Raw genomic sequence first — 26082 nt, 5'->3', positions numbered from 1 at the left:
CGCGCCCAACCTGTTGTCCGTTTAATCGGAACCGGCGCGGCTCATGTTTACCCCCGCTGATCAGGAAAACCCGTTCGGACCAGGGGATTCACCCCCGGTTGCGCCGGTAGTGGCGGGCCGCGCGGACCCGGTTGCCGCACGACGGCGAGCACCATTCGCGGCGCGGGTGGTCCTTCACGAAGTACAGCACGCAGCCCGGCGCGTGGCAGGCGCGCAACAACACGCGGTCCTCGCCGGTGAACAGCTCCACCGCCTCGGCGGCGATCGCGGCCCGTTCACGATCCGCGAGTGATCCCTCGCTTTCGTTGTGCCGCAAGAACTCGCCGTCCCGCACGGTCAGCTGCGGCCAGAGCCGCGCGCTGCGCGCCGCACGGTTGACCGCGACCACCGCACGTTCGAGGTCACGCCCCTGCGCGATCTCACGGGTGTCCTCGGTGACGACGGCGGCGAGGTCCCGCAGCGCCTGCCGCAGCTCCAGGAACGCCTCCAGATCGGCCTCGTCGGCCGGCACGCCCAGGAACTCGCGAAGCCCACCGACAGTCGTCAGGTCGTCGTGCAGGTGCGACCGGTTGGCCCAGATGGTGTTCATCAACAGGACCGGACGGGGCTCGTCGGGCGTCAGCACGCCTAACGGTAACACAGGCTTGCATCCGTTAGGTCTTCGTTCTAACGTTTACAACGTCGCCCAACCGTTGGAAGGATCGTCGTGAAACTCGTGCCCCCGTTCACCGCCGAGACCGCCCGCCTGAAGGTGCAGGCCGCCCAGGACGCCTGGAACACGAAGGACCCCGTGCGCGTCGCCGGGGCCTACACACCGGACTCGGTGTGGCGCAACAGGTCCGAGTTCGTGCACGGCACCGACGAGATCGTGGCGTTCCTGACGAAGAAGTGGGAGCGCGAGCACGAGTACGTGCTGCGCAAGTCGCTGTGGGCGTTCAGCGACAACCGCATCGCCGTGCGCTTCCAGTACGAGTGGCGCGACGACGAGGGCCAGTGGTGGCGCAGCTACGGCAACGAGAACTGGGAGTTCGCCGAGTCGGGCCTGATGGCGCGGCGCGAGGCGAGCATCAACGACGTGAAGATCGCCGAGTCGGAACGGCGCGTCGACCCCCTGTCCACCGACGAGATCCCGGCGGAGTGACGTGCACGTCGAGGCGTTGTGGCGCTACCCGGTGAAGTCGCTCGGCGGCGAGCCCCTGGACCAGGCGGTGTTCACCTCCGACGGCGTCGAGGGCGACCGGCTGGTGCACGTGCAGGGACCACGGGGCGTGCTGACCGGGCGCACGCGGTACGGGCTGCTCACGATCCCCGCCACGACCGGGCCCGACGGGCCGCTGGTGGACGGGCACCCGTGGGACAGCTGGCAGGCGCACGAGAAGGTGCTCCCGTTCGGCGGAAGGCTGACCCGCTACGCCGGGCCGGAGCGCTTCGACGTGCTGAACGTGCTGGTGGCGACGGACGGGCAGGTGGCGGCCGCGGGCGTCGACGTCCGGCGGTTGCGGCCCAACATCCTGATCGGCGGGGTCGAGGCCGGAGTCGAGGACACCTGGCCCGGTCACGCCCTGGTGGTCGGGGACGTGGTGATCGGGATGTACCAGAAGCGCGCCCGGTGCGTGGTGACCACGATCGACCCCGACACGGGCGCGCAGGACCTGGACGTGCACCGGCGCATCCGGCACGAGTTCGGCGGCGTGCTGTGCCTCGACAGCTGGGTGATCCGGTCCGGCGTGGTGAACGTCGGCGACCCGGTCGAGGTGGTGCCGACCGACGAACTGCCCGCGCACGTCGGCGGGTGGATCGTCGGCCGGCCCTACGCCGTCTAGATGTTGCGGCGGTACTGGCCGCCCACCTCGAAGAACGCCTCGGTGATCTGGCCGAGCGTGCACACGCGGGCCGCGTCCATCAGCACCGCGAACACGTTCTCGTCCGTCTGCGCCACCTCCCGCAACCGGGCCAGCGCCCGTGCGGCCTCGTCGCGGTGCGCGGCCTGGTAGGCGCGGGTGCGGTCGACCTGCGACTCCTTCTCCTCCTCGGTGGCGCGGGCGAGCTCGATCTTCACGACCTCGCGCGTGCCGTCCTCAGGCAGGAAGGTGTTGACGCCGATCAACGGCAGCGAGCCGTCGTGCTTGCGCTGTTCGTAGAGCATCGACTCGTCCTGGATGCGGCCGCGCTGGTAGCCGGTCTCCATCGCGCCGAGGACGCCGCCGCGTTCGGAGATGCGGTCGAACTCCATCAGCACGGCCTCTTCGACGAGGTCGGTGAGCTCGTCGATGACGAACGAGCCCTGCAGCGGGTTCTCGTTGGCGGAGAGGCCCCACTCCTTGTTGATGATCATCTGGATGGCCATCGCGCGGCGCACCGACGACTCGGTCGGGGTGGTGATGGCCTCGTCGTAGGCGTTGGTGTGCAAGGAGTTGCAGTTGTCGTACAGGGCGCAGAGAGCCTGCAACGTCGTGCGGATGTCGTTGAAGTCCATCTCCTGCGCGTGCAGCGAACGACCTGAGGTCTGCACGTGGTACTTGAACTTCTGCGAACGCTCCTGAGCGCCGTAGCGGTCGCGCATCGCCACGGCCCAGATCCTCCGCGCCACCCGGCCGATGACGCTGTACTCGGCGTCCATGCCGTTGGAGAAGAAGAAGGACAGGTTCGGCGCGAAGTCGTCGATGTTCATGCCGCGCGCGAGGTACGACTCGACGTAGGTGAAGCCGTTGGCGAGAGTGAAGGCGAGCTGGCTGATGGGGTTCGCCCCGGCCTCGGCGATGTGGTAGCCCGAGATCGACACCGAGTAGAAGTTGCGCACCTGCTGCTGGATGAACCACTCCTGGATGTCCGCCATCATGCGCAGCGAGAACTCCGTGGAGAAGATGCAGGTGTTCTGGCCCTGGTCCTCCTTGAGGATGTCGGCCTGCACGGTGCCGCGGACGTTGGCCAGCGCGAACGCCTTGATCTGGGCGTGCTCCTCCGCCGACGGCTCGCGGCCCTCCTTCTCCGTGAAGACGCCCACCTGCTGGTCGATCACGGTGTTCAGGAAGTACGCGAGGATCGTCGGCGCCGGGCCGTTGATCGTCATCGACACGGACGTCGTGGGCGCCACCAGGTCGAAGCCGTCGTAGAGCGCCTTCATGTCGTCCAGTGAGGCGATCGAGACGCCGGACGTGCCGATCTTGCCGTAGACGTCCGGCGGGGTGTCGGGGTCGCGGCCGTAGAGCGTCACCGAGTCGAACGCCGTGGACAGTCGCGTGGCCGGGTTGCCCTTGGAGAGGTACTTGAAGCGGCGGTTCGTGCGGAACGCGTCGCCCTCGCCCGCGAACATGCGCGCCGGGTCCTCGCCCTCGCGCTTGAACGGGAAGACGCCCGCGGTGTACGGGAAGAAGCCGGGGAGGTTCTCCTTGCGCAGGAACCGCAGCAGCGAGCCCTCGTCGTCGTAGCGCGGCAGGCTGACGCGGCGGACCTGATTGCCGGACAACGTCTCGCGCGTCAGCGACGTGCGGATCTCCTTGTCCCGCACCTTGAACACCAGCTCGTCGCCGGAGTACTGCTCGACGGTCGCGGGCCACGCCGTCAGCAGGTCGGTGCTGGACCGCTCCACCTTGCGTTCGGCGTCGGACGCGAGCTCGGCGATGTCCTCGACACCCTTGCCCGCGGCCTCCAACGCCTTCTGCGCGGCGGAAAGCTGCGTGTGCGTGCGCACGGCCTGGACCTGCTCGTCGGTCTTGCGGTGGTAGCCGCGCACGGTGTCGGCGATGTCCGAGAGGTAACGCGCGCGCGACGCCGGCACGACCGTGGACGCCGAAGTCGACGTCTTGCCGGACACCGGAACGAGGGTGCCGTCCTCCACGGCGAGGCCGTGATCGACGAGGCCGTCGCGCAGGAACTGGTACAGCGCGGTCACGCCGTCGTCGTTGAACGTCGCGGCGGACGTGCCGTAGACCGGCATGTCCTCCCACTTCACGCCGAACGCCTCACGGTTGCGCACCATCTGACGCGCGACGTCGCGGCGTGCGTCCTCGGCGCCGCGGCGTTCGAACTTGTTGATGGCGACGGCGTCGGCGTAGTCGAGCATGTCGATCTTCTCCAGCTGCGACGCGGCGCCGAACTCCGGCGTCATCACGTACAGCGAGAAGTCGACGAACGGCACGATGGCCGCGTCGCCCTGACCGATACCGGGCGTCTCGACGATGACCAGGTCCGCACCGGAAGCCTTGCACGCCACGATGGCCTGCTCCAGGCCGTCCGGGATCTCACTGCCCGCACGGCGCGTGGCGAGCGAGCGGAAGAACACGTGGTCGCCGTCGAGGCAGTTCATCCGGATGCGGTCGCCGAGGAGCGCGCCACCACCACGGCGGCGCGTCGGGTCGACGGCGAGCACGGCGATGCGCAGCTTGTCCTGCTGGTCGAGGCGGAACCGGCGCACGAGCTCGTCGGTCAGCGACGACTTGCCGGAACCACCGGTGCCCGTGATGCCCAGCACCGGCACCTTGCGGGTGGTCTCCAGCGGCTCGGCGGTGCCGGCCTCGATGTGCGTGATCGCGCGCGCCAGGGCCTCGTCGGCACCCGTCAGCAGCGCGTCGTGGCTGAACGGCGCGGTGAGCGCGTGGTCACACTCCTCGATCATCAGGTTGATCATGCGGGCGAGCCCCATCGTCTGCCCGTCCTGCGGCGAGAAGATCCGCGCGACCCCGCGCGAGTGCAGCAGCTCGATCTCCTCGGGGACGATCACGCCGCCCCCGCCGCCGTAGACGCGGATGTGCCCGGCGCCGCGCTCGTTCAGCAGTTCGACCAGGTACGAGAAGTACTCGACGTGGCCGCCCTGGTACGCGCTGATGGCGATGCCCTGCGCGTCCTCCTGGATCGCCGCGTTGACGACCTCCGCGACCGACCGGTTGTGCCCGAGGTGGATGACCTCCGCGCCCTGCGACTGCAGGATCCTCCGCATGATGTTGATCGCCGCGTCGTGGCCGTCGAACAGGCTGGACGCGGTCACAAAGCGCACCGGGTTCGCCGGCTTGTGCAGAGTGGTCGCCATGAGAATAGTTTGACTTCCTACTATTGGACGTGCAACCGAGCGTGGTCCAGGTCTCTGTATCGAGCAGGAACGACATGATCCCGCCACCGGCCACAGGTTCGCTCGCGGAGCACTCAGCGCAGGTAGCGTGCCCGGCATGACCGACGTCGACGACTACTTCGCGAGCCTCGACGCGTCGTCGCGGGACGCGTTCGCCCGGATCCGCGTGCTGGCGGAGGAACTCGCGCCCGCCGCGGAGCAGGGCACGAGCTACGGCATGGCGGCGCTGCGGGTGCGGGGCAAGCCGCTGCTCGGGTTCAAGGCCGCGAAAGATCACCTGGCCGTGTTCCCGTTCAGCCCGGCCGCGATCGACGCCGTACGCGACCAACTGGTTGGTTACTCGCTGTCCAAGGGGACGATCCGCTTCACGGCGGACCGGCCGCTGCCCGACGACGTCGTCCGCGACCTGGTCCGGCACCGGCTGAGCGAGATCTAGCGCGAGGCGGCGCCCCACTCGTGCGCGAGCGCGGCGGCCTCGCCGCGTGACCCCACGCCGAGCTTCTCCAGGATCTTCGCGACGTGGAACTTCACCGTCGACTCGCTGATGTGCAGCTCACCGGCGATGTCGCGGTTGCGGCGGCCACGCGCGAGCTGCCCGAGCACCTCCAACTCCCGCGCGCCGAGCACGGTCAACGGGTCCTCGCGCGGGTTCTCCGGCGGCCCGAGCGGCACGTGGATCGTCACCGTCGCACCCCAGCCGGGCACGGCGTCGACCTCGACCTCACCGCCGAGCGGCCCGAGCCGTTCCGGAACCCGCCGCACGTCGAGACTGCCGCACGACAGGGTGCCGGGACCGTTGTCGCGGACGGTCGCGCGCAGCACCGCGCCCGCGATCTTCCAGCCGATGTGGACGCGACTCACCCCGCCCTGGTCGTCCAGCATCGCGTGCACGGTCGACCGGACCACCGCCGCGGCCGTCGAGGCGACCTCGGTCGGCACGACGCGGTCCGCGCCCTCCTCCGCACCGGGCGGGCCGAGGTCGAGCCGCACGTCCCGGCCGCGCAGCACCCGGCGCAGCGACTCGGCGAGGCGTTCGAACGCGTCACCTGCCCGTTCCTCGACCTGGGCGCGGTCGAGGTCGGCCCGCGCCCGCAGCTCGACCAGCGCGGTCACGGCGAGGTCGACGGCACGCGACCGGGCTCCCGAGTCGGCGACGTCGCGATCGCGCAGCACACCGAGCAACGCCGTCAGCGCGGCGCCGTAGACGTCGCCGAGGTCGGAGATCGCCACGGCCCGTGCCGCTGCTGCGGCGCGCGACACGGCGAGAGTGGCGGGCACCGCCTCGTTGCGCATGCCCTCCATGTGCGAGGTGACGACATCCCACAGCGCGTTGGCGACCGTCAGCACGTGCGACGGCACCGGTACGTCGTCGTCGCGCAGCAGCACGAGCATCGCGCTGGGCTCGGACATCGCGCTGACCAGCACCACCACCGGTATCTCGGTCTCCCCCACGACCGCGCGGCCCTGCCAACTCCCCCGCGCGGGCACCTGCGAGCGCAGCGCGGCGAGGTCGGCGATCGTCACGGACGGCCCTGACGACTCGCCGCGGAACTTGAACGGCGCGTACGAGCAGTTGGACAGCTCCGCGATCGCCACGTGCGGGATGTCCGCGGCCAGCGCCTCGGACACGCGCTGGAGCGTCTCGCCCAGCGGCGCCTGGATCAGGGCGGCGGCGGTCTGGAGGTCCATGAGACCGAGCGTAACCCCGCAGGCCGGGCAGCCGGCTGGTCTTTCGACTAGGGCGAACTAGCCGAAGTACGGGCATAGGTGATCGAGCTGGATCGTTAGTGTTGATACGTCAACCAAATGAAGGAGTCAGCCATGAAGGCGATCAGCTACACCACGCACGGCGGTCCCGAGGTCCTGAGCCTGGGCGAGGCCGACGCCCCGCACGCGGGCCCCGGCCAAGTGCGCCTGAAGGTGGTCGCGGCGGCGGTCAACCCGCTGGACCACAAGATCCGCAATGGCTGGTTCCCGCAGATGACGCCGCCGTTCCCGGCCGTCCCAGGCCTGGAGGCCGCCGGAGTCGTGGACGAGGTCGGCGAGGGCGTCACGGGCGTGCAGGTAGGCGACGAGGTGCTCGGCTGGGTCACCGCCGGCTACGCCGAACACGCCCTGGCCACCGACTTCGCCCCGAAGCCCGCGACCCTCGACTGGGACCAGGCCGCCGCGCTGCCCACTGCCGTCGAGACCTCGGCCCGCGTCCTCGACCTGCTGGAGGTGGGCGAGGGCGACACGCTCCTGATCCACGGCGCGGCGGGAGTCGTCGGCGCGGTGGGCGTGCAGCTCGCGATCGCCCGCGGCGCCAAGGTCATCGGCACCGCCTCCCCCGCGAACCACGACTACCTGCGCTCGCTCGGCGCCACCCCGGTCGCGTACGGCGAGGGCCTGGGCGACCGAGTCCGCGCCGCCGCCCCGGACGGCGTCGACGCCGTGTACGACGCGGCCGGGCAGGGCGACCTGCCGCTGTCGATCGAGCTGCGCGGCGGCACCGACCGGATCGTCACGATCGCCGACCCGGCAGCCGCGGACCTGGGCGTTCCGTTCTCGTCCGGCCGCAGCGGACCGTTCGGGGACGAGCTCGCCGGGTACGCGCGCCTCGCCGCCGACGGCAAGCTCGCGGTGCGGATCGCGGCGAGCCTGCCGCTGGCGGACGCGGCGAAGGCGCAGGAACTGGTCGAGTCCGGGCACGCGGCGGGCAAGGTCGTGCTGCGCCCGGAGGAGTGACGGTCGGGAGGCGTCGGTCGGGAGAGCGGCGGCCAGGGGGTAGCGGTCAGCTGCGAGGGGCGGTCGGCTCGGCGGATGCGGTCGGTTCCAAGGAAGCGACGGCCAAGCAGGGCGGTCGGCTCCGCGGGTGCCGTCGCTGGCGGGCGGTTGGCCAAGCAGGGCGGTCGTCTAAGCAGAGCGGTCGGCTCAGCCGAGAGGTCGGCCCGGTCGAGCGGTCGGCTGAGCAAAACGGCCAGCTCCGCAAGTGCCGCCAGCAGGCGGTCGACTAGGCGGGTGCGGTCGGCTGCGGAAGGCGGTCGGCCCGGCGGGGCGGTCGGCTGGACGGGGCGGTTGGCCAAGCAGGGGCGGTTGGCCAAGCAGGGGCGGTTGGCCAAGCAGGGGCGGTTGGCCAAGCAGGGGCGGTTGGCCAAGCAGGGCGGTCGTCTCACACGAGCGGTCGGCTCCGCGGGTGCCGTCGCCGGCAAAGCGGTCAGCTAGGCCGGCGCGGTTGGCTGCGAGGAGGCGGCCGGTTCGGCCGGGGCCGTTGGCTGCGACGGCACGACGGCGACCAGCCGGTCCGTCGTCACCCTCCTCGCCAGGCCCGCCAACTCCCCCGCCGCGACGGCCTGCGGCGTGCACTGCCGCAGGTGGTTCAGGCCGCGCGCGAGCAACAGCTCGGCCTGCTGTTCGCACCACCGCAGCCCGCCCGCCGCCACCACGGCCGCGTGCGAGTCGGGGCCGTCCACCTCCACGCCCGCGTTGATCGCCACCACGACCGGGAGCGTGCGCCGTCCCGAGGCCAGGTCGTCGTGGATGCCCCGGATGTCGTCCACGTGCTTGCGCGCCAGGCCTAGGTCGTCGCCGAACTGCCGCAGGTGTGCTGCCTGGCTCGCGGTCGCGCCGGCGGCGAGGGCTCCCAGTTCGCACGCCGCCGCGGGGAGGGAGCTGTGCTTCGCCGCCGCCACGCCCAGGTGCTGTGCCATGTCCGCGGAGGCGTCCTCGTCCATGCCGATCTCCTGGACGTAACCGTCCACAACGGACATCAGCGCGACGTTCAGCAGCATCACGCCCGGCTTGGTGAGGCGTGCGCAGGCGAGGGAGAGGAGGGCGTCGGCGGCCGAGACCGTCCGGTCGGCGCCGAACACCTCGCGCGCGCCCGTGCGGTGCATCAGGTCCGCGTGCAGCTTTTCGTGCACGTCGGCGAACTCCAGTGCGACCGCGATGAGCGCCACGTCGTCGTCGCCGAAGGCGGCGGCGGAGAGTTGCACCAGGGCGGCCGTCGAGAAGTCCTGGGACGCCAGGGCGTGCTCGACCACCTCGCGGGTTTCGCCGGGCAGTTCGTCGAGCGCCGCGCGCACCAGCGGAGCCACCGCGGCGCGGGTGCGGGCCTGCACGTCCTGCGGCGGCGCGGCCACGTCGATGCTCGTCATGCGCTTTCCTCTCAGACCCCGGGAAAACGACGCTAAACCCGCAGCTCAGGCGAACAGGCGCGAACACCACTGTCGTGTCGAAGAGAGGCACTATCCGGCGAGCGCGACTAGGTTGATGTTGAACGGGCTGTCGTCACCATCACCCGACCGTGATCGTCGTTTTCCTGAGGGGCTGACCGTGCGGTACACCAAGCTCGCGGGCATGGACGTGTCCGAGATCTGTCTCGGCATGATGAGTTACGGAGATCCGAAGCGCGGCGGCCACCCGTGGTCGTTGCCGGAGGAGGAGTCCCGGCCGTTCGTGAAAGCCGCGCTCGACGCCGGCATCAACTTCTTCGACACCGCCAACACCTACTCGGACGGCTCCTCCGAGGAGATCACCGGCCGGCTGCTCAAGGACCTCGCCCAGCGCGACGAGATCGTGCTCGCCACCAAGGTGCACCACCGGATGCACGAGGGCCCGAACGGGTTCGGCCTGTCCCGCAAGGCGATCTTCGCCGAGATCGACAACTCGCTGCGCCGCCTCGGCACCGACTACGTGGACCTGTACCAGATCCACCGCTTCGACCCGACCGTGCCGCTGGAGGAGACGCTCGAAGCGCTGCACGACGTCGTGAAGTCCGGCAAGGCGCGGTACATCGGCGCGTCGTCCATGTACGCGTGGCAGTTCGCGAAGGCGTTGTTCACGCAACGGCAGCACGGCTGGACTCGGTTCGTGTCGATGCAGAACCACTACAACCTCGTCTACCGCGAGGAGGAACGGGAGATGCTGCCGCTGTGCGCGGACCAGGGCATCGCCGTGATCCCGTGGAGCCCGCTCGCCCGCGGCAGGCTGGTGCGCGACTGGGACTCCTCGACCGCCCGCACCGAGACCGACGAGTTCGGCAAGCGCCTCTACCTCGACTCCGACCGCGAGATCGTCGAGACGGTCGCCGAGGTCGCGGCGGCCAGGGGCGTGTCCCGGGCGCAGGTCGCGCTGGCGTGGCTGCGGCGCAACCCGGTCGTGACGGCGCCGATCGTCGGTGTGACCAAGCCGGGACAGCTGGACGACGCGGTGGCCTCGGTCGACTTCGAGCTCACCGACGACGAGGTGCGGCTCCTCGAGTCCGGGTACCAGCCGCGCGGCATCGCCGGGCACTGACGAAGAGGGGCACCCGGTGCGGAACCGGGTGCCCCGAACGTTCAGCTCACTCCGTGCTCTGCGGCGAGCCGCCGGAGGTTCGCCAGATCGGCCCCGTGCACGTCAGCCGCGTACGCGTCCTTCTGCTCGACCGCGACGCGCGTGGCCTCCTCCGCCTGCTCGATGCGGGCGAGGAGGTTGTCCCTGAACTCGTTCATGCATCACGACCTGTCGGATTGAAGAGTTCCCTGCGGTTCGCACCGTACCCGCCCGGCTTCCGGGCGAACGCGGGACTAGGCTTCGGTCCGTGCCGAACTTGCGGATCAGCGAGGCCGCCGCGCTGCTCGGGGTGAGCGACGACACCCTGCGCCGGTGGATCGACCAGGGCCGTCTCGCGTCCGTGGTCCTGGACAACGGGCGCAAGGGCGTCAGCGGGACCGAGCTCGCGCAGTTCGCGCAGAAGATGACGGACGTGGCCGAGCCCGGCGCGACGGTGGCCGCCTCGGCCCGCAACCGCATGAAGGGCATCGTCACGCGCGTGCTCAAGGACGGCGTGATGGCCCAGGTCGACATGCAGGCCGGGCCCTTCCGCGTCACGTCCCTGATGAGCCGGGAGTCGGCGGACGAGCTCGGCCTGGAGGTCGGCAGCGTCGCGGTGGCCTCGATCAAGTCGACGCACGTGGTCGTCGAGATCCCCGAGGCCTGAGACCGTGTTCCTGGTCCACGGCGGGGAAACCGCGGCCGACGCGCCCGTTCTGCGCACCGGCGGGGTCCCGCTGGTCCCGGACGGATTCACCTGGCCCCTGTGCCGCGAATGCGGTGGCGCCATGCAGTTCCTCGCCCACCTGCCGCTCGACATCGGCGCGGTGGCGGTGTTCATGTGCCAGAACGACCCCGGCATGTGCGACGAGTGGGACGCCACCTCTGGCGGCAACCGCGCCCTGCTGTTCACCGCTCCGCTCTCACCGGCCGTCGTTCCCGCCGAGGGCGAGACGCTGCTCGGCGCGGTGACCGCCTTGGGGCCTCACGCCGAAGAGCCGCCCGAGGAGTTCGTCCTCGGACGGCTGGGTGGTGAACCCGAGTGGTGGCAGAACGACGAGACGCCCGCTTGCCCGTCCTGCAGCGCTCCCATGACCTTCGCGGCCCAACTCGAAGAGGGGCGCGACCACCGGACCGCGATCAACTTCGGCGGCGGTGGCCGGGGGTACGTCTTCCACTGCCGGCCCTGCGGAGAGGCCGCGTTCCTCTGGCAGCGTTGACGTCCGCGGACGGCCCTACACGAACGCGCTCTCGCCGGTGATCGCCTTGCCGACGATCAGCGTGTTCATCTCGCGGGTGCCCTCGAACGAGTAGATCGCCTCGGCGTCGGCGAAGAAGCGCGCCACGTCGTAGCCGAGCACGATGCCGTTGCCGCCGAAGATCTCCCGCGCCCACGCGACGACCTCGCGCATGCGGGAGGTCACGAACGCCTTGGCGAGCGACGAGTGCTCGTCCTGGAAGATGCCCGCGTCCTGCAACCGGGCGAGCTGCACGAGCATGCCCCACGACGCGGTGATGTTGCCGAGCGACTGCACCAGCTTGTCCTGCACCATCTGGAACCGGGCGATCGGGCGGCCGAACTGCTCACGTTCCTTGGCGTAGGCCAGCGCCAGCTCGTACGCGCCGATCATCACGCCGAGGGCCTGCCAGGCGACGCCACCGCGGGTCGCGCGCAGGATCTCGGCGACGTCGCGGAACGAGTTGATGTTCTGCAGGCGATTCTCTTCGGGCACGCGGACGTCGGTCAGCGTGATCTCGGCGTTCTCGACGATCCGGAACGCGATCTTGCCCTCGATCTTCTCGGCGACGAAGCCGGGCGTGCCCTTCTCCACCACGAAACCCTTGACCTGGTTGTCGTCCAGGTCGCGCGCCCACACGATCACGTAGTCGGCGAAGGTGGCGTTGCCGATCCACTTCTTGGCGCCGTTGAGCACCCACGCGTCACCGTCGCGGCGGGCCGTGGTGCGCATGCCGCCCGCGACGTCGGAGCCGCCCAGCGGTTCGGTCATGGCGAACGCGCCGATCTTGTCCATCGCGGCCATGGCCGGGAGCCACCGGTCGCGCTGCTCCTGCGAGCCGCCCGCGTAGATCGAGTACATCGCGAGTCCGTTGTGGACGCCGAAGAAGGTGGCGATCGACGCGTCGGTGCGGGTCATCTCCATCGCCAGCATGCCGGTCAGGAGGTTCGAGACGGCGGCGGGGTGGTCGCCGTAGCCCTCGTACGACAGGGCGGTGAGCCCGGCGCCGCGGAACTTGCCGATCAGCTCGTGCGGGAACTCGCCCTTGGCCCAGTTCTCGTTGACCAGCGGCTTGATCTCGGTGGTCATGAACTCGCGGGCGTTCAGCAGGATCTTGCGCTCCTCGTCGCCGAGCAACGCCTCGTAGTTGTAGAAGTCGGCGGTGAGCTGGTCTTCCAGGCGGTTCATGTCAGTTCTCCTCCAATGCCGTCAGCACGGCGAGCTGCCTGCGGTCGCGCGTCTCGGCGAGGGCCGAGTACGTGGAGGAGCCGTAAGCGTCTTCCACGGCCTTGATGAGCCGTTCCGGATCTTGAGCGGGGGTGCCGAGCTCCAGGCCCCGCATGGACTTGCCGATGTGCTCGGCGAGGTGCCGGTACCCGCCGGGGCCGCCACCGAGGTGGGCGCCGAGGAACGGGCCGACGGTCGCCCAGCGCAGGCCGAGCGAGTGCGTCACGACGGTGTCGAGGTCGGCGGGCGTGACGACGCCCTGTTCGACCAGGTAGGCGGCCTCGCGGGAGAGCGCGGCCTGCAGGCGGTTGCCGACGAAGCCGGGGATCTCCTTGCGTTCCACGACCGGGGTGCGGCCGAGCGCGCGGTAGAAGTCGACGGCTCGGGCGATTGACTCCTCCGTCGTCTGCTCGCCCGGCACGACCTCGACCAGCGGGATGACGTGCGGCGGGTTGAACGGGTGTCCGATGAGGACGCGCGAGCCGTCGATGCCCTGGGTGAACGCGGTCGACGGGATCGCGGACGAAGAGCTGAGCAGCAGCGCGTGCTGCGGCGCCTCGCGGACCAGCTCGGCGAACAGGGACTTCTTGAACTCGAGGTCCTCCGGGCCGTTCTCCTGCACGACGTCGGCGTCGCGCACGGCGTCCGCCAGGCTCGCGACGACCTGCACGCCGTCGGGAACGACCAGGTCAGGACGGGGATCGACGACCTTGACAGAGTGGCCGTGCCCGGCGAACAGGCGGGCCCACGAGAGGCCGATCACGCCGGCGCCGATGACTGCCGTCTTCATGCTTCCTCCAAGTAGTTGTGGACCGGCTTGGCGGGAGCGAGCGTCAGGTCGGTGATGACGTGGCTGGCGGAGACGACCTCCAGCACGGGGAGGTCGGCGAGCGGCGCGAGGACGTGCTGGAACAGCTGCAGGCGCGCCGGACCGGTGTACGCGGCCTTGACCACGACGTCGGTGATCTCCGTGCGCACGAGCTCCTGGACCCGCGGCGTTCCGTCATAGTGAGGGATCGTCTTCAGCATGAAGGTCGGAACCGTGATCTCCGCCTCAGCCGTCCGGATGTCCAGGTCGTACTGCTTGTAGCCCATCGTGGCGGTGGCGACCCGGATCGTCCCGTAGTCGAGCGTTCCGACCAGGGCGCCGCTGTCGGCGTAGAGCGTCGGCTTGCCCATGACCTTCGGGTACGCGCTGACCTCGCGGCCGGACGCGGTGGCGGCGAAGCTGTCGAGGTACATGGCGTGCAGGTACTCGCCGCGCTCGCCGTCGAAGACGACCTGGATCGCCTGCCCGGCCTCGGTGTACGGGCCGTAGCCGGTGACGTCGTTCATCTTCATGACCTCGAACCGCACGAGCGGCTCGTCGATCGCCAACGGCTGCGGCACGACGGCCCGCAGCGCTTCCGGGTCGGTCCGGTAGACGATGTTCAGGTACTCGCGGTCGAAGAAACGCGGCTGCACGGCGGGAAACGCCGGAGCGCTCAAAGGCGTGATGCCCAGCATGATCAGCGTCCTGTCCACTGTGGAGCGCGGCGCTCGGCGAACGCGGTCATGCCCTCGCGGACGTCGGCCGTGCCCATCAGGCGGGCGCTTGCGGTGCGTTGCGCGGCCCAGGGGTCCGGGGAGCGCACGACTTCCTTGACGGCGGCGAGCGCCAGCGGGGCGTTCAGCGCGATCTGCTCGGCGAGCTGGAGTGCGATCGCGGCGGCCTCGCCGGGCGGCACGACCCGGTTGGCGATGCCGAGCGTGCCCGCGCGGACGCCGTCGATCGGCTCGCCGGTCAGCAGGATCTCCATCGCGAGGTGGTGCGGGATCCGTTGCGGCAGGCGGACCACTCCCCCGGCGGCGGCGATCAGGCCGCGCTTGACCTCGGGCAACCCGAACCGCGCGTCCTGCGCGGCGACGATCAGGTCACAGGCCAGCGCCATCTCGAACCCGCCACCGAGCGCGAACCCCTCGACCGCGGCGATCAACGGCTTGCTCAACTCGGCTTCGGTGAGACCGCCGAGGCCGCGGTCGCCTACCACCGGCGACTCGCCCTTCAGCGCGGCCTTGAGGTCCATGCCGGCGCTGAACGAGCCTCCCGCGCCGGTGAGGACGCCGACCCGCAGGTCGGGCGTGGACTCCAGTTCGTCCAGGGCGGCCGACAGCCGAGTCGCGACGGCCGCGTTGACGGCGTTGCGGGCTTCGGGACGGTCGAGGGTGATCAGCAGTGCCGAACCGACGCGTTCGGTGCGAACCTCGCTCATGCCAACTCCTTCAGCACTTCTGCGGTGTCCTGGCCCGGCAGCGGGGCCAGGCGGCGGACGGTGGCGGGCGTGGCGGAGAACCTGACCGGGATGCCGATCGAGCGAACCGCGCCCTCACTGGGGTGCTGCACCTCGTCGAGCAGGTGGCCGTCGCGGACGTACGGGTCCTCGTGCGCCCTGTCCAGCTCCAGCACCGGACCGAACGGGATGCTGTGCTTCGCGCACACCTCGGCCCATTCCTCAGTGGACAGTGCGGACGCGCACTCGTCGACGACGCCCATCAGGTCGTCGCTGTCGTCCGGGTCGATGCGGTCACCGGCGACGCGCGGGTCCTCGACCAGGTCGGGACGTCCTGCGGCAGCGAAGAAGTCGCGGAAGTTCTGCGGGTTGTAGGGCACGACGCACGCCAGGCCGTCCTTCGTGTGCACGGCGTGGTGGCCCTTGGCCATCGACAGATTGAAGCCCGTCGGCCCCTCCTCCGGCACGAACGCGTGCCCGGCGAGGTGCTCGACCAGGTTGAACGCGATCATCGTGTCGGCCATGGGGATCTCGACCCGCTGCCCCTCACCGGTGTTGTTCCGGTGCACCAGCGCGGCGAGCACGCTGTAGGCGATCGTCAGCGACGACACCTTGTCGCCGAGGATCGTCGGGAGGTAGACGGGCCTGCCGATCGCGCGGTTCGCGATGTCGACCAGGCCGGACGCACCCTGGATCGTCTCGTCGTAGGCGGCGATCCCGGCTCGGTCGGAGTCGCCGCGGAAGCCCTGGGCGTGGGCGTAGACCAGGCCGGGGTTGCGCTCGGCGACGTCGGCGTAGTTCAGCCCGAGCCTGCTCAGCGCACCCGGACGCATGTTGGTGATCAGCACGTCGGCCGTGTCGATCAGCTTGAGCGCGGTCTCGCGGTCGTCCTCGTCCTTGAGGTTCAGCGCGACGCTGCGCTTGTTGCGGTTGACGTTGAGGCTCAACGCGGTCATGCCCGGCGTGGTGCGGTAGCGGCCGTTGCGGACGGTGTCCACCGGCGACTCGATCTTGATCACGTCGGCGCCGAGGTCTCCGAGGATCTGGGCCGCGTACGGGCCCATCACCACGGTCGAGAGGTCGATCACCCGCACGCCGTCCAGCGGACCGGCGGTGATGTCCTTCATCGTTCGTCCTTTCGCACCTGTTCGTTTTCCTGCACCACCGACGTTAGTGAGGGACGAACAGAAAGGGAACGATCAGCTCGCGAACAATGGTATGACCAGAGCGATCACACCATTCTCTATTTGACGAGAGGCTCCGCGAACACCTCTTTGGCGACCTCGACGAGCTCGTCGAGGTCGCCGCCCGACGCCCGGTCGTGCCGCCACAGCAGGCCGGTGTCGAGCTGGGCGCGGAAGTCCTCGAACGGCAGGATCGCCATGTTCTCCAGCTGGTAGCCGCGCATGGAGCTGTCCTCGTCGAGCATCGAGACCGAGAACCCGAGGCCTCCGGAAACGATCTCCGAGGTGCCCTGGTAGCCGGTGTTGCTGAGCTGGATGCGCTTTTTGATGCCCAAATCGTGCAATTGCCGGTCGAGCAGCTCGAAATAGGCGGGTATCAGTTCTTCCGGCGACTTCGCGTACGCGAGTTCGGTGAGATCGGCGAGTTTGACCGATTTCTTCCCTTCGAACAGATCGGCCGGAACGACCGCGCCGAGCCGTTCGGACATGACGTGCAGGGTGTCCAGCGAGGGCTCCCGGATCGGGAGCCTCGCCAGGGTGAGCGCGAGCCTGCCGTCCTTCACCGCCGCCACGAGGTCCGTGGTCGTGCCGGGCCAGCGCTTGACCTCGAACCGGTCGGCGACCTGCTCGGCGAGCAGGGTCAGGCGTTCGCGCAGCACCGGGTGGACGCCCGCGGGCATGCCGACGAACACGGTGGTGCGGTCGGGTTTCGTGGCCTGGTCGAGGCGCCATTTGATGGAACCGACGCGGTCGAGGACGTCCCGGGCGATCGGCAGCAGCGCGGTGCCGGCGTCGGTCAGCGCCACGTGGTGGGTGCTGCGGTCGAACAACTGCCGGCCCAGCTCGTGTTCGAGGTCCTTGATCCGCTGGCTCAACGGCGAGGCGGCCATGTGCAGCTTCCGCGCGGCCGCCGAGAAGTTGAGCTCGTCGGCGACCGCGACGAAGTATCGGAGATGCAGCAGTTCCACTCCGCCAACACTAGGCCTTTCGGAGTACGAACTCGTCGCTGCGGCCTCCCCCGAGCAGCACGTCGAGCCTTCCGGCCAGCGCGTACACCCCGCACCGCGTCCGGGCGAGCGTCGTCGGCGCCTTGTCCGGCCACGCAGTCTCCTTCACCACTTCGACCGTCTGCCAACGATCCTGCGTGCGCACCTCGACCAGCCGGTTGGCGGCGGTGTTGTCGACGAGCAGCAAGCGGTTGCGGCCCAACGCCAGCAGGCCGTCCGGCGCGCCGATCGGAGCAGTGATCGTGGTGACGTTCTGCGGGTCGCGGAGCGGAATGACGGCGAGCTTGCGCGCGCCGGACAGGGCCGCGATCAACTTGTCACCGACGTGCACGATGCCGTTGAGGCCCCAGCCCCCGGTCGGCGGCTGCGCGAGGTCGGGGTGCTGGACGAACGTGGTGGCGTGGCCGCCGGGCGTGACGCGGTGGACCGTGCCGGAGATGGAGTCGGTGACGAACGCCGTGCCGTCGGGGGCGAGCGCGACGTCGTTGGCGAAGTGGCCCGGCCCGGTGGCGAGCGTGACGCGGTGGAGCGCTTTTCCGGTCCGCAGGTCGTAGATGCCGAGCCCGGCGAACGCCCTGGTGGTCTCCGGCCTGCTGCGGTCGGCGAGCCCGAGGTCGGCGTTGGCGACGAGCACGCGGCCGCGTCGCGCGTCCACCGCGATGCCCATCGTGGTGATCAGCCACGGGTCGTCGACGAGCGTGCGGGCCTGGCCCCGCACGACACGCGACACCGTGCCGTGCGTGACGGACCCGACGAGGAACTGGTCGCGCAGCGGGTCGTACGCGACGCCTTCGGGGTGCAGCGACGGGCCGTTGCCCGTGATCACCGGCTCGCACGTCTTCGCGGCGGCGTGCGCGGTGGCCGGGGTGAGCAGGAGGAGGAGCAGCGAGATCAGGATTCTCGTCATCCTGCCGATCCTCACCGCGGCACCCGGCCCCGGCTACCGACTTCCGTCGCTACTTGTAGGCGATGATCGCGGCGTTCGCCCCGGCCGAGTGCATCGGGACCGTCTCGATGCCGCGGAAACCCGCGCCGGTCAGCCACTCCCGGTACTCGGCGTCGGTCCAGTTGTGCCCGCCCCTGGTCTCGACCAGCATGTTCAGCCCCATCATGGCGGCGGGCAGCGGACCGGTCTCGTCGTCGTCGAGCACGAGCTCGCAGATGATCACGGCGCCGCCAGGAGGCAGTGCGGCGTAGCACTTCGCGAGGATGTCCCGCGACGTCCGCTCGTCCCAGTCGTGCAGGATCATGCTGAGCAGGATCACGTCGTGGCCCGCCGGGAACTCGGCGTCGGCGAGGAAACTCCCGCCGTGCGCGGAGATCCGGTCGCCCAGGCCGTGCTCCGCCACCTTGGCGCGGCACTTCTCGGCGATGTGCGGGAGGTCGTAGACGGTCGCGGTGAGGTGCTCGTGCCGGCGGCAGAGGCCGATCGGGAACGGGCCCATGCCGCCGCCGACGTCGAGCAGCCTGCGGTGCCGGGTGAAGTCGTGCGCGTCGGCGAGGGCCTCCGCGGTGAACGCCGAGAGGGAGAACATGGCCTCCCAGAAGTTCTCCAGGATCGCGGGCTCGGTCTCGGCGACGAACGCACTGTCCTGAGTGGACGAGTCCCACGTCGTGGGGGCGTTGGTGCGCAACGCCTCCTGCAACCGCCCCCACGCCGGGTAGGCGTGCTGGTCGGAGTACTGCACGAACCCGCCGAAGTAGTGCTCCTTGCCGGGCACCAGGAACTCGGCCGCGAGACCGGAGTTGCGGTAACGGCCGTGCGAGCGGACGAGCAGCCCCATCGCCGTGCAGCTGCCGAGCAGCATCCGCACCGGGCGCGCGTGCAGTCCCAGATCGGTGACGAGCTCCGCGAAAGTGGCTTCACCACGCCGTTCCACGGCGGCGAAAAGGCCGATGTCGACGGCGGCGGCCATTGCCTTGAACTTCCAGAATCCCGTGGTCAGCTCCATCAGCGGGATCGGTGTGACAGGGGCGACAGTCGAAGTCACCAATTCGAGTCATCCTCACGGTGATCGCGGCTCTGCGAGACGCGGGCCACCTATCGTAATGATCACTCACCGTCCGTAGTCACACCGGGGTCCCGGAGTTGATCAATGAACACTGGCGCTGCACCTGGCGACCAGCTCCCGCTCGTCCTGCCGCTGCCCACGGCGTTGCCATCGTCCATTTCGGACGTTTCCAAACGGTTGTCGGCGCTGCTGCTGGACATTCCCGCGGATCATTTCGAGGCCATGGAGTTTCGGAACTCGGTGGTTCGGGACCAATTGATCCGGTGGATGACGGATAACCTGGACACCGGATTCACGCCGGAAGACACTTCTCCTCCCGCCTGCGAGGTGCACGACGATTTCTTCGTCATTCGTCGCGCCGAGGGCGACAGCGCCGCATTGCTCGCGGGCGCGATTCTGTTGAGCGATCTGCTCGTCCAGCGCGATCTCGCCGCGAACGGGACCACTGTGGACAGTGACCCCGAGCGGATGCTGATCGGCGTCAGCGGCTACCTGACCTCCACCACCCTGCCGGCGAGCGAGGACCGCCCGTGGCACGCCGAGGACCCGGCCGCGGCGGCGAACCACCGGTGGCTCGTGGGCCACCAGCGGTTCTTCGTGCTGATGCAGCTGCTGATCATCTCGGTGAAGCAGTTGCGGGACAAGGCCGACGCCGACGCCGTCCAGGACTTCGCCTGGCTGTGCCGCAGCAGTGCCCACGCGATGCGGTACGCGGCCGACTTCCCGCCCGAGATCTACGGCGTGGTCCGCGAGACCATGGTGCCGCCGGTCGTCAACGCGGGCTTCAGCGGCCTGCAGACCCGCGACCACCGCGAGCTCGTCGTGCAGTTCCGCAAGCTCAAGCAGGACGGCGCGATGGCCCGGCTGAGCCACGACGACGCGGCTGAGGTGCGCGGCGCGATCCAGGAGATGTACGACGCGCACCTGTGGGTGTGCGACCGCTTCGGCGGCCGCACCGAGCAGAGCCTGCTGATGGAACAGCTCGGCGGCAAGACCGAGACCGGCCTCGAAGCAGCGGAGAAGCTGGCCCGGCAACGACTCGCCACCTTCGCCGCACACCACTAGGAGCGACCCCGTGCTCATCGACCACCCCGCGGCCTTCCGCACCCGCGCGATCGCCGACGTCCTCAGGCCCGCGACCGCCGACGAGGTCGTGGCCATCGTCCGGTCCGGCCGCGGCCCCCTGCACCCGATCAGCACGGGCCACAACTGGGGCCTGGGCTCAGGTCTGCCGGTCGCGGACGGCGCCACCGTCCTGCACCTGGGCGGCCTGGACCAGGTCCGCGCCCTCGACCTCGACCGCGGCTACGCCGTCGTCGAACCCGGCGTCACCCAGGGCGCACTCGCGGAGTTGGTGCGGGACACGCCGAGGATCTTCAACCTCACCGGCTCCTCCCTGCACACCAGCGTCATCGGCAACGCCCTCGAACGAGGTGTGGGCGTGCACCGGGCCAGGGCCGAGGACCTCGTGGGACTCGAAGTGGTGCTGGCGGACGGCGAACGCCACCACGTCGGCTGGTGGCCGGGCACCTCCGCCGTCCCCCGCACGCACGGCCTCGGCCCGACGCTCACCCACCTCTTCACGCAGTCGTCGTTCGCGGTGGTGACCGCCGCCGTGGTCCGCCTGCTGCCGCGCCCGGAGGAGGTGCGGATGCTGCCGTTCACCTTCGAGCGCGACGACCTGGCCGACGCGGTCGACGTGCTGCGCGAGTGGACGGCCCAGCGCCTGATCCCGCCCACCACCAAGGTCTACAACCCGGTCGCGGCCCAGGCGAACGGCGTGCGGGACTACCTGGCGCACGTGTGCCTGAGCGGGTCGGGCGACGTGGTCGAGGCGCTCAGCTCGGTGCTGCTCGACGCCGCGCGCCGGTCCCCGCTGCTCGCCGCACCGGCCTCGGCGGCCGACGAGGTGGTCCGGCGGACCTACGCGGGCGAGCCCGACCCGGCCGACACCTGGTTCCTGCGCAAGACGACGGGCTGCCCCGCCGACCGCGTCGACGCCGAACTCGGGCTCCTGATGTTCCTGCCGATCGTGCCGTTCTCCGGCGAGGCCGTGACGCTGACGGAGAAGCTGGTGCGCGACTGCTGCCCGTCCGCTCCCGGCGTGACGATGAACGTGCTCGACAGCGACACCGTGGACCACGTCATCGGCATCGGCTTCCCGCCGGGCGACCTCGCCGCGGCCGCGGAGGCGCGGGAGACGCTCGACCGGCTGCACGACACCTTCGCGGCGGAAGGGTTCTTGCCGTACCGCCGGGACGTCGACAGGCCGGTGGCGGCGACGGCGTTGCAGGCCAGGATCGGGCAGGCGCTGGATCCGGGCGGCGTGTTCGCGCCGGGCAGATACTCGGCCGGGAGGTAGTGGGATCCGGGTGGGGGTGAGGCTTGGGCGCGAGTTGACGGCCTGCGGGGAGGTCCAACCGGCCTAGCCTTCCAGCCCGGCCAGCCGACGACCCGCTTCCGTCTCCCCCCACCGGAACCCGATCCGCCGCGACAGCTCGACCGCCTCGGCGTAGGAAGCCTTGGCCTCCCCCGCCCGACCGGCCAGCTCGTGCACGATCCCCCGGTCCAGCAGCACGCCGGCCTCGATCTGCCGGTCCCCCACCGACCGCGCGAGCCGCAACGCCTCGTCCGCCAGTTCCAGCGCTTGGTCCAGAGAGCCGAGCTGGCGATGGGCGTCCGCCATGTTCGCCAGCGCGTGCAGCTCGCCCGGCCTGTCCCCGTACGCCCGCAGCGTCGCCAGCGTCTCCTCGTAGCAGACCAGCGCAGCCGGCAGATCGCCCAGCGCCGCGTGCACCAGCCCGAGGTTGGTGCGCACGTAGGCCGCCCCCTGCGCGTCGTCCAGCTCCTCGCGCAACGTCAGCGAGGCCTCCAGCGACGTCAGGGCGGCGGGCAGGTCGCGGCGGCGCCAGTGGGCGATGCCGAGGTTGTTGAGCGTCACGGCTTCCAGCTGGCGGTCGTGCAACGCGCGCGCCAGGTCCAGGGCGGCCGTCCAGTGCTGCTGGGCCTCGGCGAACCGGAAGCCCCGCTCGCAGGCCGCGCCGAGCTCCTTCAGCGCCAGCGCTTCCGCCCGCAGGTCGCCCAGCGTGCGCGCGGCTTCCAGCGCCAGGGTGTTCAGGGCCGCCCAGTCCGCGACCTCCGAACGGCGGCGGAAGTACCAGGACAGGCCCTCGGCGAACGCGATCGCGCCGGCCGGGGAGGCCTGGTGGGCGGCGGCCAGAAGGTTGTCGCGTTCTTCGGCGAGCCAGAGGTCGGTCGGGTTGTCCGCCAACGCTTCCAGGTAGTGCTTGTGCAGGCGTTCCAACGCCAGGGTGCGTTCGTCGGACGTCTCGGTGGCGCGGCAGCGTTCACGGGCGAAGAGGCGCAGCAGGTCGTGCAGGGCGTACCGGCCCGGCACCGGTTCCTCGACCAGGTGCGCGTCGGCGAGCTCGGCGAGGAGCTCCTCCACGTCCGGCACGTCGGTCAGCGCGCGGGCGGCGGCGACCGCGAAGTCCGGGCCGTCGAGGAGCCCGAGCAGCCGGAAGACCCTTGCCACGTCGGCGGATCCCAGTTCGGCGTAGCTGACCTCGAACGCCGAGCGCACCGCGACGTCGCCCAGCCTCAGCTCGTCGAGGCGGCGGGTCTCGTCGGCCAGCCGCGCCGCCAGCAGCGGCGCGGTCCACTGTGGACGGGCGGCCAGCCTCGCCCCGGCGATGCGCAGGGCCAGCGGCAGGCCGCCGCACCAGCGCACGAGGTCGGCGGCGTCCTCGACCCGCCCGGCGACGCCCTCCAGCAGGCGGTACGCGTCTTCCAGTTGCAGGGCACCGAGTTTGACGTACGACGCGCCGTGCAACGACGTGAGCGGGCGGCGGGAGGTGATCAGCACGGCCGAGCCGGGGCCTGTCGGCAGCAGGCGCTTGACCTGACCGGCCGTGGCAACGTTGTCCAGCACCACCAACAGCCTGCGGGACGCGGTGAGCGAGCGGTAGCGCAGCGCCTCCTCGTCGCCGGGGCGTTCGCCGAGGGCGCGCAGGAACTGGCTCAGCACGCGGTCGGACGCGCCGTCGGACAGGTCGGCGTACAGCTGGCCGTCGGGGAAGCGCGCCGCGATCTCGTGCGCCGCCCGCACCGCGAGCGCCGACTTGCCGATGCCCGCCTGGCCGGTGATCACGCACACCGCGACCCGGTCCTGCCGCGGCTGCCCCTTGATCAGGGCGAGCTCCCGGGACCGGCCGGAGAACGTGACGACGTCCGGTGGCAGCTGCCGGATCGCCGCCGCACCGACGGGTTTCGCGCGCAGGATCTCGGCCTGCAGGCGCCGCAACGACTCCCCCGGCTCGACGCCGAGCTCGTCCTGGAGCACGCGCCGGCACTCCTGGTAGGCGGCGAGCGCCTCGGCCGCGCGGCCCGCCCGGTGCAGCGCGCCCATCTGCAGTTCGCGCAGGCGTTCGTGCAACGGGTGTTCGCGCACCCACTCGTTGAGGTCCGCGACGATCTCGACGTGCCGGCCCAGGTCCAGCTCGGCCTCGGCGCACTCGACCCGCGCGGCGAGCCGTAGTTCCTCCAACTGCGCCACGACCCCGCGCAGCAACCCGGACGCGGCGAGGTCGGCCAGCGCCGGGCCGCGCCACAACGCGAGCGCCTCGCGGTAGGCCTGCGGGGTGCGTTCGCGGCGGGCCGCGTCGAGCAGTTCGGTGAAGCGGGTGAGGTCGAGCTCGGCCGGGTCGATCGACATCAGGTAGCCGGGCGCGCGCGACAGCAGCCGCGAGCCCACGATCTTGCGCAGCTGGTAGACGTAGACCTGGAGGTTCTTCAACGCCGTCTTCGGCGGGGCGTCGTCCCACAGCACGCTGATCAGCCGGTCGACCGACAGCACCCGGCCCGGTTGCGCGAGGAGCAACGCGAGCACCGCTCGTTGTTTGGGCGGCCCAAGGCCCAGCCGCACGCCGTCGTCGGCGTAACACTCGACCGGCCCGAGCACCCGGAACTCCACAACTCCCGATCGTAACCACCAACCGCATACCGGACGCATGCCACGCGCCAGGACGTTTGCACCATGACGAGAACCTCACTGGCTCTGGTGCTGACACTCGGCACGGTGGCCGCCGCGGTGTCCCCCGCTCAGGGCGTCGAGCCCTACTCCACCAGCCCCGCGCAGTCGCACGCCGTCCGGTCCGGCGACGGCTACGACGTGGTCGTCGGCGGCGCGAAGAGAGCCTCTTTCGCTGTCAGCGATCCCGCCTACACAGTCCGTTCGACGTCCTCTGCCGATGGCGCCTATGCGGCTGTGATCTCAGACTTCGACGGCACGAGCGGCGGTTCGTTGCACACCGTCGACCGCTACGGCAAGAAGCGGTTCATCGCTCGTGGAGCGATCACGTCTGCGGTGTTCCACGGTGCGAAGCTCGCCTACGCCGATGGCGAGAACGTGGTGGTGGACGGCGTCGTCGCGGGCAAGCTCAAGGGCCGCGCGCCGTCGTTGCTCGGCTTCACCACCGACGGCAGCGGGTTGCTGGCCGTCGAGCACCCGGACGTCGCCGACGACAGCACGTTCGTGGGCTCGCTGGTGCGGTTCGACCTGAAGTCCGGCGCCGCGAAGCCGCTGATCAGCTCAGGTGACGAGGCTTTGTACCGCGACTTCAAACTGGTCGACGTCCAGGGCGAGCGGCATGTCAGCTTCATCAAGCACAACGAGATCTACCGCTGCGGCGGCGCCGAACCGCAGTGGCTGGGGCTCGCGTCGGAGAACGGCGAGGTCACGTCGCTGGTCGGCGAGACGAAGCACCACTACCGCAGCGCCGTGTGGAGCACCGACGGCGCGCGCGTCGCCTACGAGGTCATGGGCTGCGTGTCGGACAAGACGCTCGGACCCGACCAGTTCTCCGCGTTCAACGGCGTCTACGTGCAGGACCTGGCCACACACAAGGCTTCACGGGTCGTCGAGGGCCTGTCGTTCAACTACGCGCTGACCGGTTTCGAGGGCGCCGAGGCCGTGATCGGCAGCCCGGCGCGCGGTTACGTGAAGGCGTCGGGCCTCAAGGCCTCGTCGCTGGACGGTGGTCAGGTGACCACGATGGGCCGGCTGAACCGCGCCGAGTACATCCACCAGCTGTGGGACACCCGCAACGACTTCAACGGCAACTCCTCGTGCGGCCCGACCAGCGCGGTCATCGACCTCGTGACCTACCAGCTGCCCAACGAGTTCGGCGTGCAGGTCGCCCAGCCGTTCTCGCACTACTCGAAGTGGGGCCGCTACATCACCGACGAGTTCTCCAACCGCGGCACGACCTTCAACCGCACCATGGCCGACTGGGGCCGCACCGGTGCGTGGAAGGGCGCGCACGGCTGGATCACCGGCTACTACTGCGGCGGCAACCCGGCCCGTCCCTGCGCCTCCTGGGAGTCCGAGCGCGACTTCCTCGCCCGCAACGGCGCCGCCGTCCAGCAGGGCAACTTCACCCCGGCGCAGGTCCGCGCGTTCCTCGACCAGGGCAAGTTCGTGATCATGAGCGGCACCTGGGGCTCCACGGCGGGCCACCTGTCGGTCGTGATCGGCTACCACGACAACGGCCAGTTCTACGTCCACGACACCTACGGCGCCGGCACCGACGGCAGCTACGACGGCGCGAACCAGCTCTACAGCTGGAACTACATCGCGCCCGTCCAGATGTGGGCCGCCTGACTCACCCCCTGCCGGGGGGGGGGCCGCCCCGCGGGGGGGGCGCCCGCCGGGGGGGCGGGGGGGGCTGGGGGGCCCCGCGGGGGGGGGGGGGCGGTGGGGGGGGGGGTGGGGGTGGGGGGGCGT

The 26082-nt window shown here is 70.4% G+C and carries 24 protein-coding genes; 10 read left to right on the top strand and 14 right to left on the bottom strand.

Annotated features, from left to right (window positions below):
• Nucleotides 1-88: 88 nt before the first annotated feature.
• Nucleotides 89-589 (bottom strand): CGNR zinc finger domain-containing protein, encoded by a 501-nt coding sequence (locus tag ACFWNN_RS31940; protein ID WP_382443653.1) that lies wholly within the window; start codon nt 587-589, stop codon nt 89-91.
• Between the two features lie 117 nt (nt 590-706).
• On the opposite strand from ACFWNN_RS31940, the gene ACFWNN_RS31935 reads away from it, so the two are divergent.
• On the top strand, nt 707-1141 hold the full coding sequence (locus tag ACFWNN_RS31935) for a nuclear transport factor 2 family protein (protein ID WP_382443652.1): 435 nt from the start codon (nt 707-709) through the stop codon (nt 1139-1141).
• Nucleotide 1142: 1 nt separating this feature from the next.
• Nucleotides 1143-1823, top strand: coding sequence for an MOSC domain-containing protein (locus ACFWNN_RS31930; protein ID WP_382443651.1), 681 nt, complete (start codon nt 1143-1145; stop codon nt 1821-1823).
• On the opposite strand, the gene icmF is transcribed toward ACFWNN_RS31930, so the two are convergent.
• Nucleotides 1820-5026 (bottom strand): fused isobutyryl-CoA mutase/GTPase IcmF, encoded by a 3207-nt coding sequence (gene icmF / locus ACFWNN_RS31925; protein ID WP_382443650.1) that lies wholly within the window; start codon nt 5024-5026, stop codon nt 1820-1822. The genes ACFWNN_RS31930 and icmF overlap by 4 nt on opposite strands.
• Before the next feature lie 136 nt (nt 5027-5162).
• Between icmF and ACFWNN_RS31920 the strand changes: the two genes are divergently transcribed.
• Complete coding sequence (locus ACFWNN_RS31920; protein WP_382443649.1) at nt 5163-5501, top strand: iron chaperone; 339 nt, start codon at nt 5163-5165, stop codon at nt 5499-5501.
• On the opposite strand, the gene ACFWNN_RS31915 is transcribed toward ACFWNN_RS31920, so the two are convergent.
• On the bottom strand, nt 5498-6754 hold the full coding sequence (locus ACFWNN_RS31915; RefSeq protein WP_382443648.1) for a LuxR C-terminal-related transcriptional regulator: 1257 nt from the start codon (nt 6752-6754) through the stop codon (nt 5498-5500). The genes ACFWNN_RS31920 and ACFWNN_RS31915 overlap by 4 nt on opposite strands.
• A 132-nt stretch (nt 6755-6886) precedes the next feature.
• Between ACFWNN_RS31915 and ACFWNN_RS31910 the strand changes: the two genes are divergently transcribed.
• Nucleotides 6887-7792 carry an NADP-dependent oxidoreductase gene (locus ACFWNN_RS31910; RefSeq protein WP_382443647.1) on the top strand — a complete coding sequence of 302 codons (906 nt, stop codon included), beginning with the start codon at nt 6887-6889 and terminating at the stop codon, nt 7790-7792.
• A gap of 473 nt (nt 7793-8265) precedes the next feature.
• Here the strand turns inward: ACFWNN_RS31910 and ACFWNN_RS31905 are convergent, their stop codons facing one another.
• Nucleotides 8266-9201: a polyprenyl synthetase family protein gene (locus ACFWNN_RS31905; RefSeq protein ID WP_382443646.1), complete on the bottom strand. Its 936-nt coding sequence runs from the start codon at nt 9199-9201 to the stop codon at nt 8266-8268.
• A gap of 178 nt (nt 9202-9379) precedes the next feature.
• Between ACFWNN_RS31905 and ACFWNN_RS31900 the strand changes: the two genes are divergently transcribed.
• Nucleotides 9380-10342, top strand: coding sequence for an aldo/keto reductase (locus ACFWNN_RS31900; RefSeq protein ID WP_382443645.1), 963 nt, complete (start codon nt 9380-9382; stop codon nt 10340-10342).
• A 41-nt stretch (nt 10343-10383) separates the two neighbouring features.
• Here ACFWNN_RS31900 and ACFWNN_RS31895 read toward each other — a convergent pair whose 3' ends face one another.
• Entirely contained in the window at nt 10384-10539 is a 156-nt protein-coding gene (locus tag ACFWNN_RS31895; RefSeq protein WP_285630839.1) for a hypothetical protein, read from the bottom strand.
• Between the two features lie 89 nt (nt 10540-10628).
• Here ACFWNN_RS31895 and ACFWNN_RS31890 point away from each other — a divergent pair, with 89 nt between their 5' ends.
• Nucleotides 10629-11027, top strand: coding sequence for a molybdopterin-binding protein (locus ACFWNN_RS31890; RefSeq protein ID WP_382443644.1), 399 nt, complete (start codon nt 10629-10631; stop codon nt 11025-11027).
• Nucleotides 11028-11031: 4 nt separating this feature from the next.
• On the top strand, nt 11032-11580 hold the full coding sequence (locus tag ACFWNN_RS31885; protein ID WP_382443643.1) for a hypothetical protein: 549 nt from the start codon (nt 11032-11034) through the stop codon (nt 11578-11580).
• A gap of 15 nt (nt 11581-11595) precedes the next feature.
• Here ACFWNN_RS31885 and ACFWNN_RS31880 read toward each other — a convergent pair whose 3' ends face one another.
• The 8 genes from ACFWNN_RS31880 to ACFWNN_RS31845 form a co-directional block, all read right to left on the bottom strand.
• Entirely contained in the window at nt 11596-12786 is a 1191-nt protein-coding gene (locus ACFWNN_RS31880) for an acyl-CoA dehydrogenase family protein (protein ID WP_382443642.1), read from the bottom strand.
• A 1-nt stretch (nt 12787) separates the two neighbouring features.
• Complete coding sequence (locus tag ACFWNN_RS31875) at nt 12788-13615, bottom strand: 3-hydroxyacyl-CoA dehydrogenase NAD-binding domain-containing protein (protein WP_382443641.1); 828 nt, start codon at nt 13613-13615, stop codon at nt 12788-12790.
• The gene (locus ACFWNN_RS31870; protein WP_382443640.1) at nt 13612-14331 is read right to left on the bottom strand and encodes an acetoacetate decarboxylase; all 720 of its coding nucleotides are present in this window, start codon (nt 14329-14331) and stop codon (nt 13612-13614) included. The genes ACFWNN_RS31875 and ACFWNN_RS31870 overlap by 4 nt, the downstream gene beginning before the upstream one ends.
• A gap of 2 nt (nt 14332-14333) precedes the next feature.
• Complete coding sequence (locus ACFWNN_RS31865; protein WP_382443639.1) at nt 14334-15077, bottom strand: crotonase/enoyl-CoA hydratase family protein; 744 nt, start codon at nt 15075-15077, stop codon at nt 14334-14336.
• On the bottom strand, nt 15074-16222 hold the full coding sequence (locus tag ACFWNN_RS31860) for a CaiB/BaiF CoA transferase family protein (protein ID WP_382443638.1): 1149 nt from the start codon (nt 16220-16222) through the stop codon (nt 15074-15076). The genes ACFWNN_RS31865 and ACFWNN_RS31860 overlap by 4 nt, the downstream gene beginning before the upstream one ends.
• 116 nt (nt 16223-16338) lie before the next feature.
• Nucleotides 16339-17247, bottom strand: a complete 909-nt coding sequence (locus tag ACFWNN_RS31855; protein WP_382443637.1) for a LysR family transcriptional regulator — start codon at nt 17245-17247, stop codon at nt 16339-16341.
• A 10-nt stretch (nt 17248-17257) separates the two neighbouring features.
• Complete coding sequence (locus tag ACFWNN_RS31850; RefSeq protein ID WP_382443636.1) at nt 17258-18193, bottom strand: hypothetical protein; 936 nt, start codon at nt 18191-18193, stop codon at nt 17258-17260.
• Nucleotides 18194-18242: 49 nt separating this feature from the next.
• Complete coding sequence (locus tag ACFWNN_RS31845; RefSeq protein ID WP_382443635.1) at nt 18243-19277, bottom strand: methyltransferase; 1035 nt, start codon at nt 19275-19277, stop codon at nt 18243-18245.
• Between the two features lie 288 nt (nt 19278-19565).
• Between ACFWNN_RS31845 and ACFWNN_RS31840 the strand changes: the two genes are divergently transcribed.
• Complete coding sequence (locus ACFWNN_RS31840; protein ID WP_382443634.1) at nt 19566-20363, top strand: hypothetical protein; 798 nt, start codon at nt 19566-19568, stop codon at nt 20361-20363.
• Between the two features lie 10 nt (nt 20364-20373).
• Complete coding sequence (locus ACFWNN_RS31835; RefSeq protein WP_382443633.1) at nt 20374-21660, top strand: FAD-binding oxidoreductase; 1287 nt, start codon at nt 20374-20376, stop codon at nt 21658-21660.
• Nucleotides 21661-21723: 63 nt separating this feature from the next.
• On the opposite strand, the gene ACFWNN_RS31830 is transcribed toward ACFWNN_RS31835, so the two are convergent.
• A complete protein-coding gene (locus tag ACFWNN_RS31830) occupies nt 21724-24270 on the bottom strand; it encodes a BTAD domain-containing putative transcriptional regulator (RefSeq protein ID WP_382443632.1) in 2547 nt (848 codons plus the stop codon).
• A 63-nt stretch (nt 24271-24333) separates the two neighbouring features.
• Here ACFWNN_RS31830 and ACFWNN_RS31825 point away from each other — a divergent pair, with 63 nt between their 5' ends.
• Nucleotides 24334-25959, top strand: coding sequence for a C39 family peptidase (locus tag ACFWNN_RS31825; RefSeq protein ID WP_382443631.1), 1626 nt, complete (start codon nt 24334-24336; stop codon nt 25957-25959).
• Nucleotides 25960-26082: the final 123 nt, after the last annotated feature.

The organism is Lentzea sp. NPDC058450, assembly GCF_042721395.1.
Taxonomy (GTDB): Bacteria; Actinomycetota; Actinomycetes; order Mycobacteriales; family Pseudonocardiaceae; genus Lentzea.
This window is presented reverse-complemented; position numbering and strand designations above follow the sequence as displayed.

Coding starts and splice junctions, on each gene's coding strand:
- ACFWNN_RS31825 (WP_382443631.1), top strand. CDS start 24,334: ATGACGAGAACCTCACTGGCTCTGGTGCTGACACTCGGCACGGTGGCC.
- ACFWNN_RS31905 (WP_382443646.1), bottom strand. CDS start 9,201: ATGACGAGCATCGACGTGGCCGCGCCGCCGCAGGACGTGCAGGCCCGC.
- ACFWNN_RS31850 (WP_382443636.1), bottom strand. CDS start 18,193: ATGACGAGAATCCTGATCTCGCTGCTCCTCCTCCTGCTCACCCCGGCC.
- ACFWNN_RS31865 (WP_382443639.1), bottom strand. CDS start 15,077: ATGAGCGAGGTTCGCACCGAACGCGTCGGTTCGGCACTGCTGATCACC.
- ACFWNN_RS31860 (WP_382443638.1), bottom strand. CDS start 16,222: ATGAAGGACATCACCGCCGGTCCGCTGGACGGCGTGCGGGTGATCGAC.
- ACFWNN_RS31895 (WP_285630839.1), bottom strand. CDS start 10,539: ATGAACGAGTTCAGGGACAACCTCCTCGCCCGCATCGAGCAGGCGGAG.
- ACFWNN_RS31840 (WP_382443634.1), top strand. CDS start 19,566: ATGACGGATAACCTGGACACCGGATTCACGCCGGAAGACACTTCTCCT.
- ACFWNN_RS31875 (WP_382443641.1), bottom strand. CDS start 13,615: ATGAAGACGGCAGTCATCGGCGCCGGCGTGATCGGCCTCTCGTGGGCC.
- icmF (WP_382443650.1), bottom strand. CDS start 5,026: ATGGCGACCACTCTGCACAAGCCGGCGAACCCGGTGCGCTTTGTGACC.
- ACFWNN_RS31915 (WP_382443648.1), bottom strand. CDS start 6,754: ATGGACCTCCAGACCGCCGCCGCCCTGATCCAGGCGCCGCTGGGCGAG.
- ACFWNN_RS31910 (WP_382443647.1), top strand. CDS start 6,887: ATGAAGGCGATCAGCTACACCACGCACGGCGGTCCCGAGGTCCTGAGC.
- ACFWNN_RS31880 (WP_382443642.1), bottom strand. CDS start 12,786: ATGAACCGCCTGGAAGACCAGCTCACCGCCGACTTCTACAACTACGAG.
- ACFWNN_RS31920 (WP_382443649.1), top strand. CDS start 5,163: ATGACCGACGTCGACGACTACTTCGCGAGCCTCGACGCGTCGTCGCGG.
- ACFWNN_RS31870 (WP_382443640.1), bottom strand. CDS start 14,331: ATGCTGGGCATCACGCCTTTGAGCGCTCCGGCGTTTCCCGCCGTGCAG.
- ACFWNN_RS31940 (WP_382443653.1), bottom strand. CDS start 589: ATGAACACCATCTGGGCCAACCGGTCGCACCTGCACGACGACCTGACG.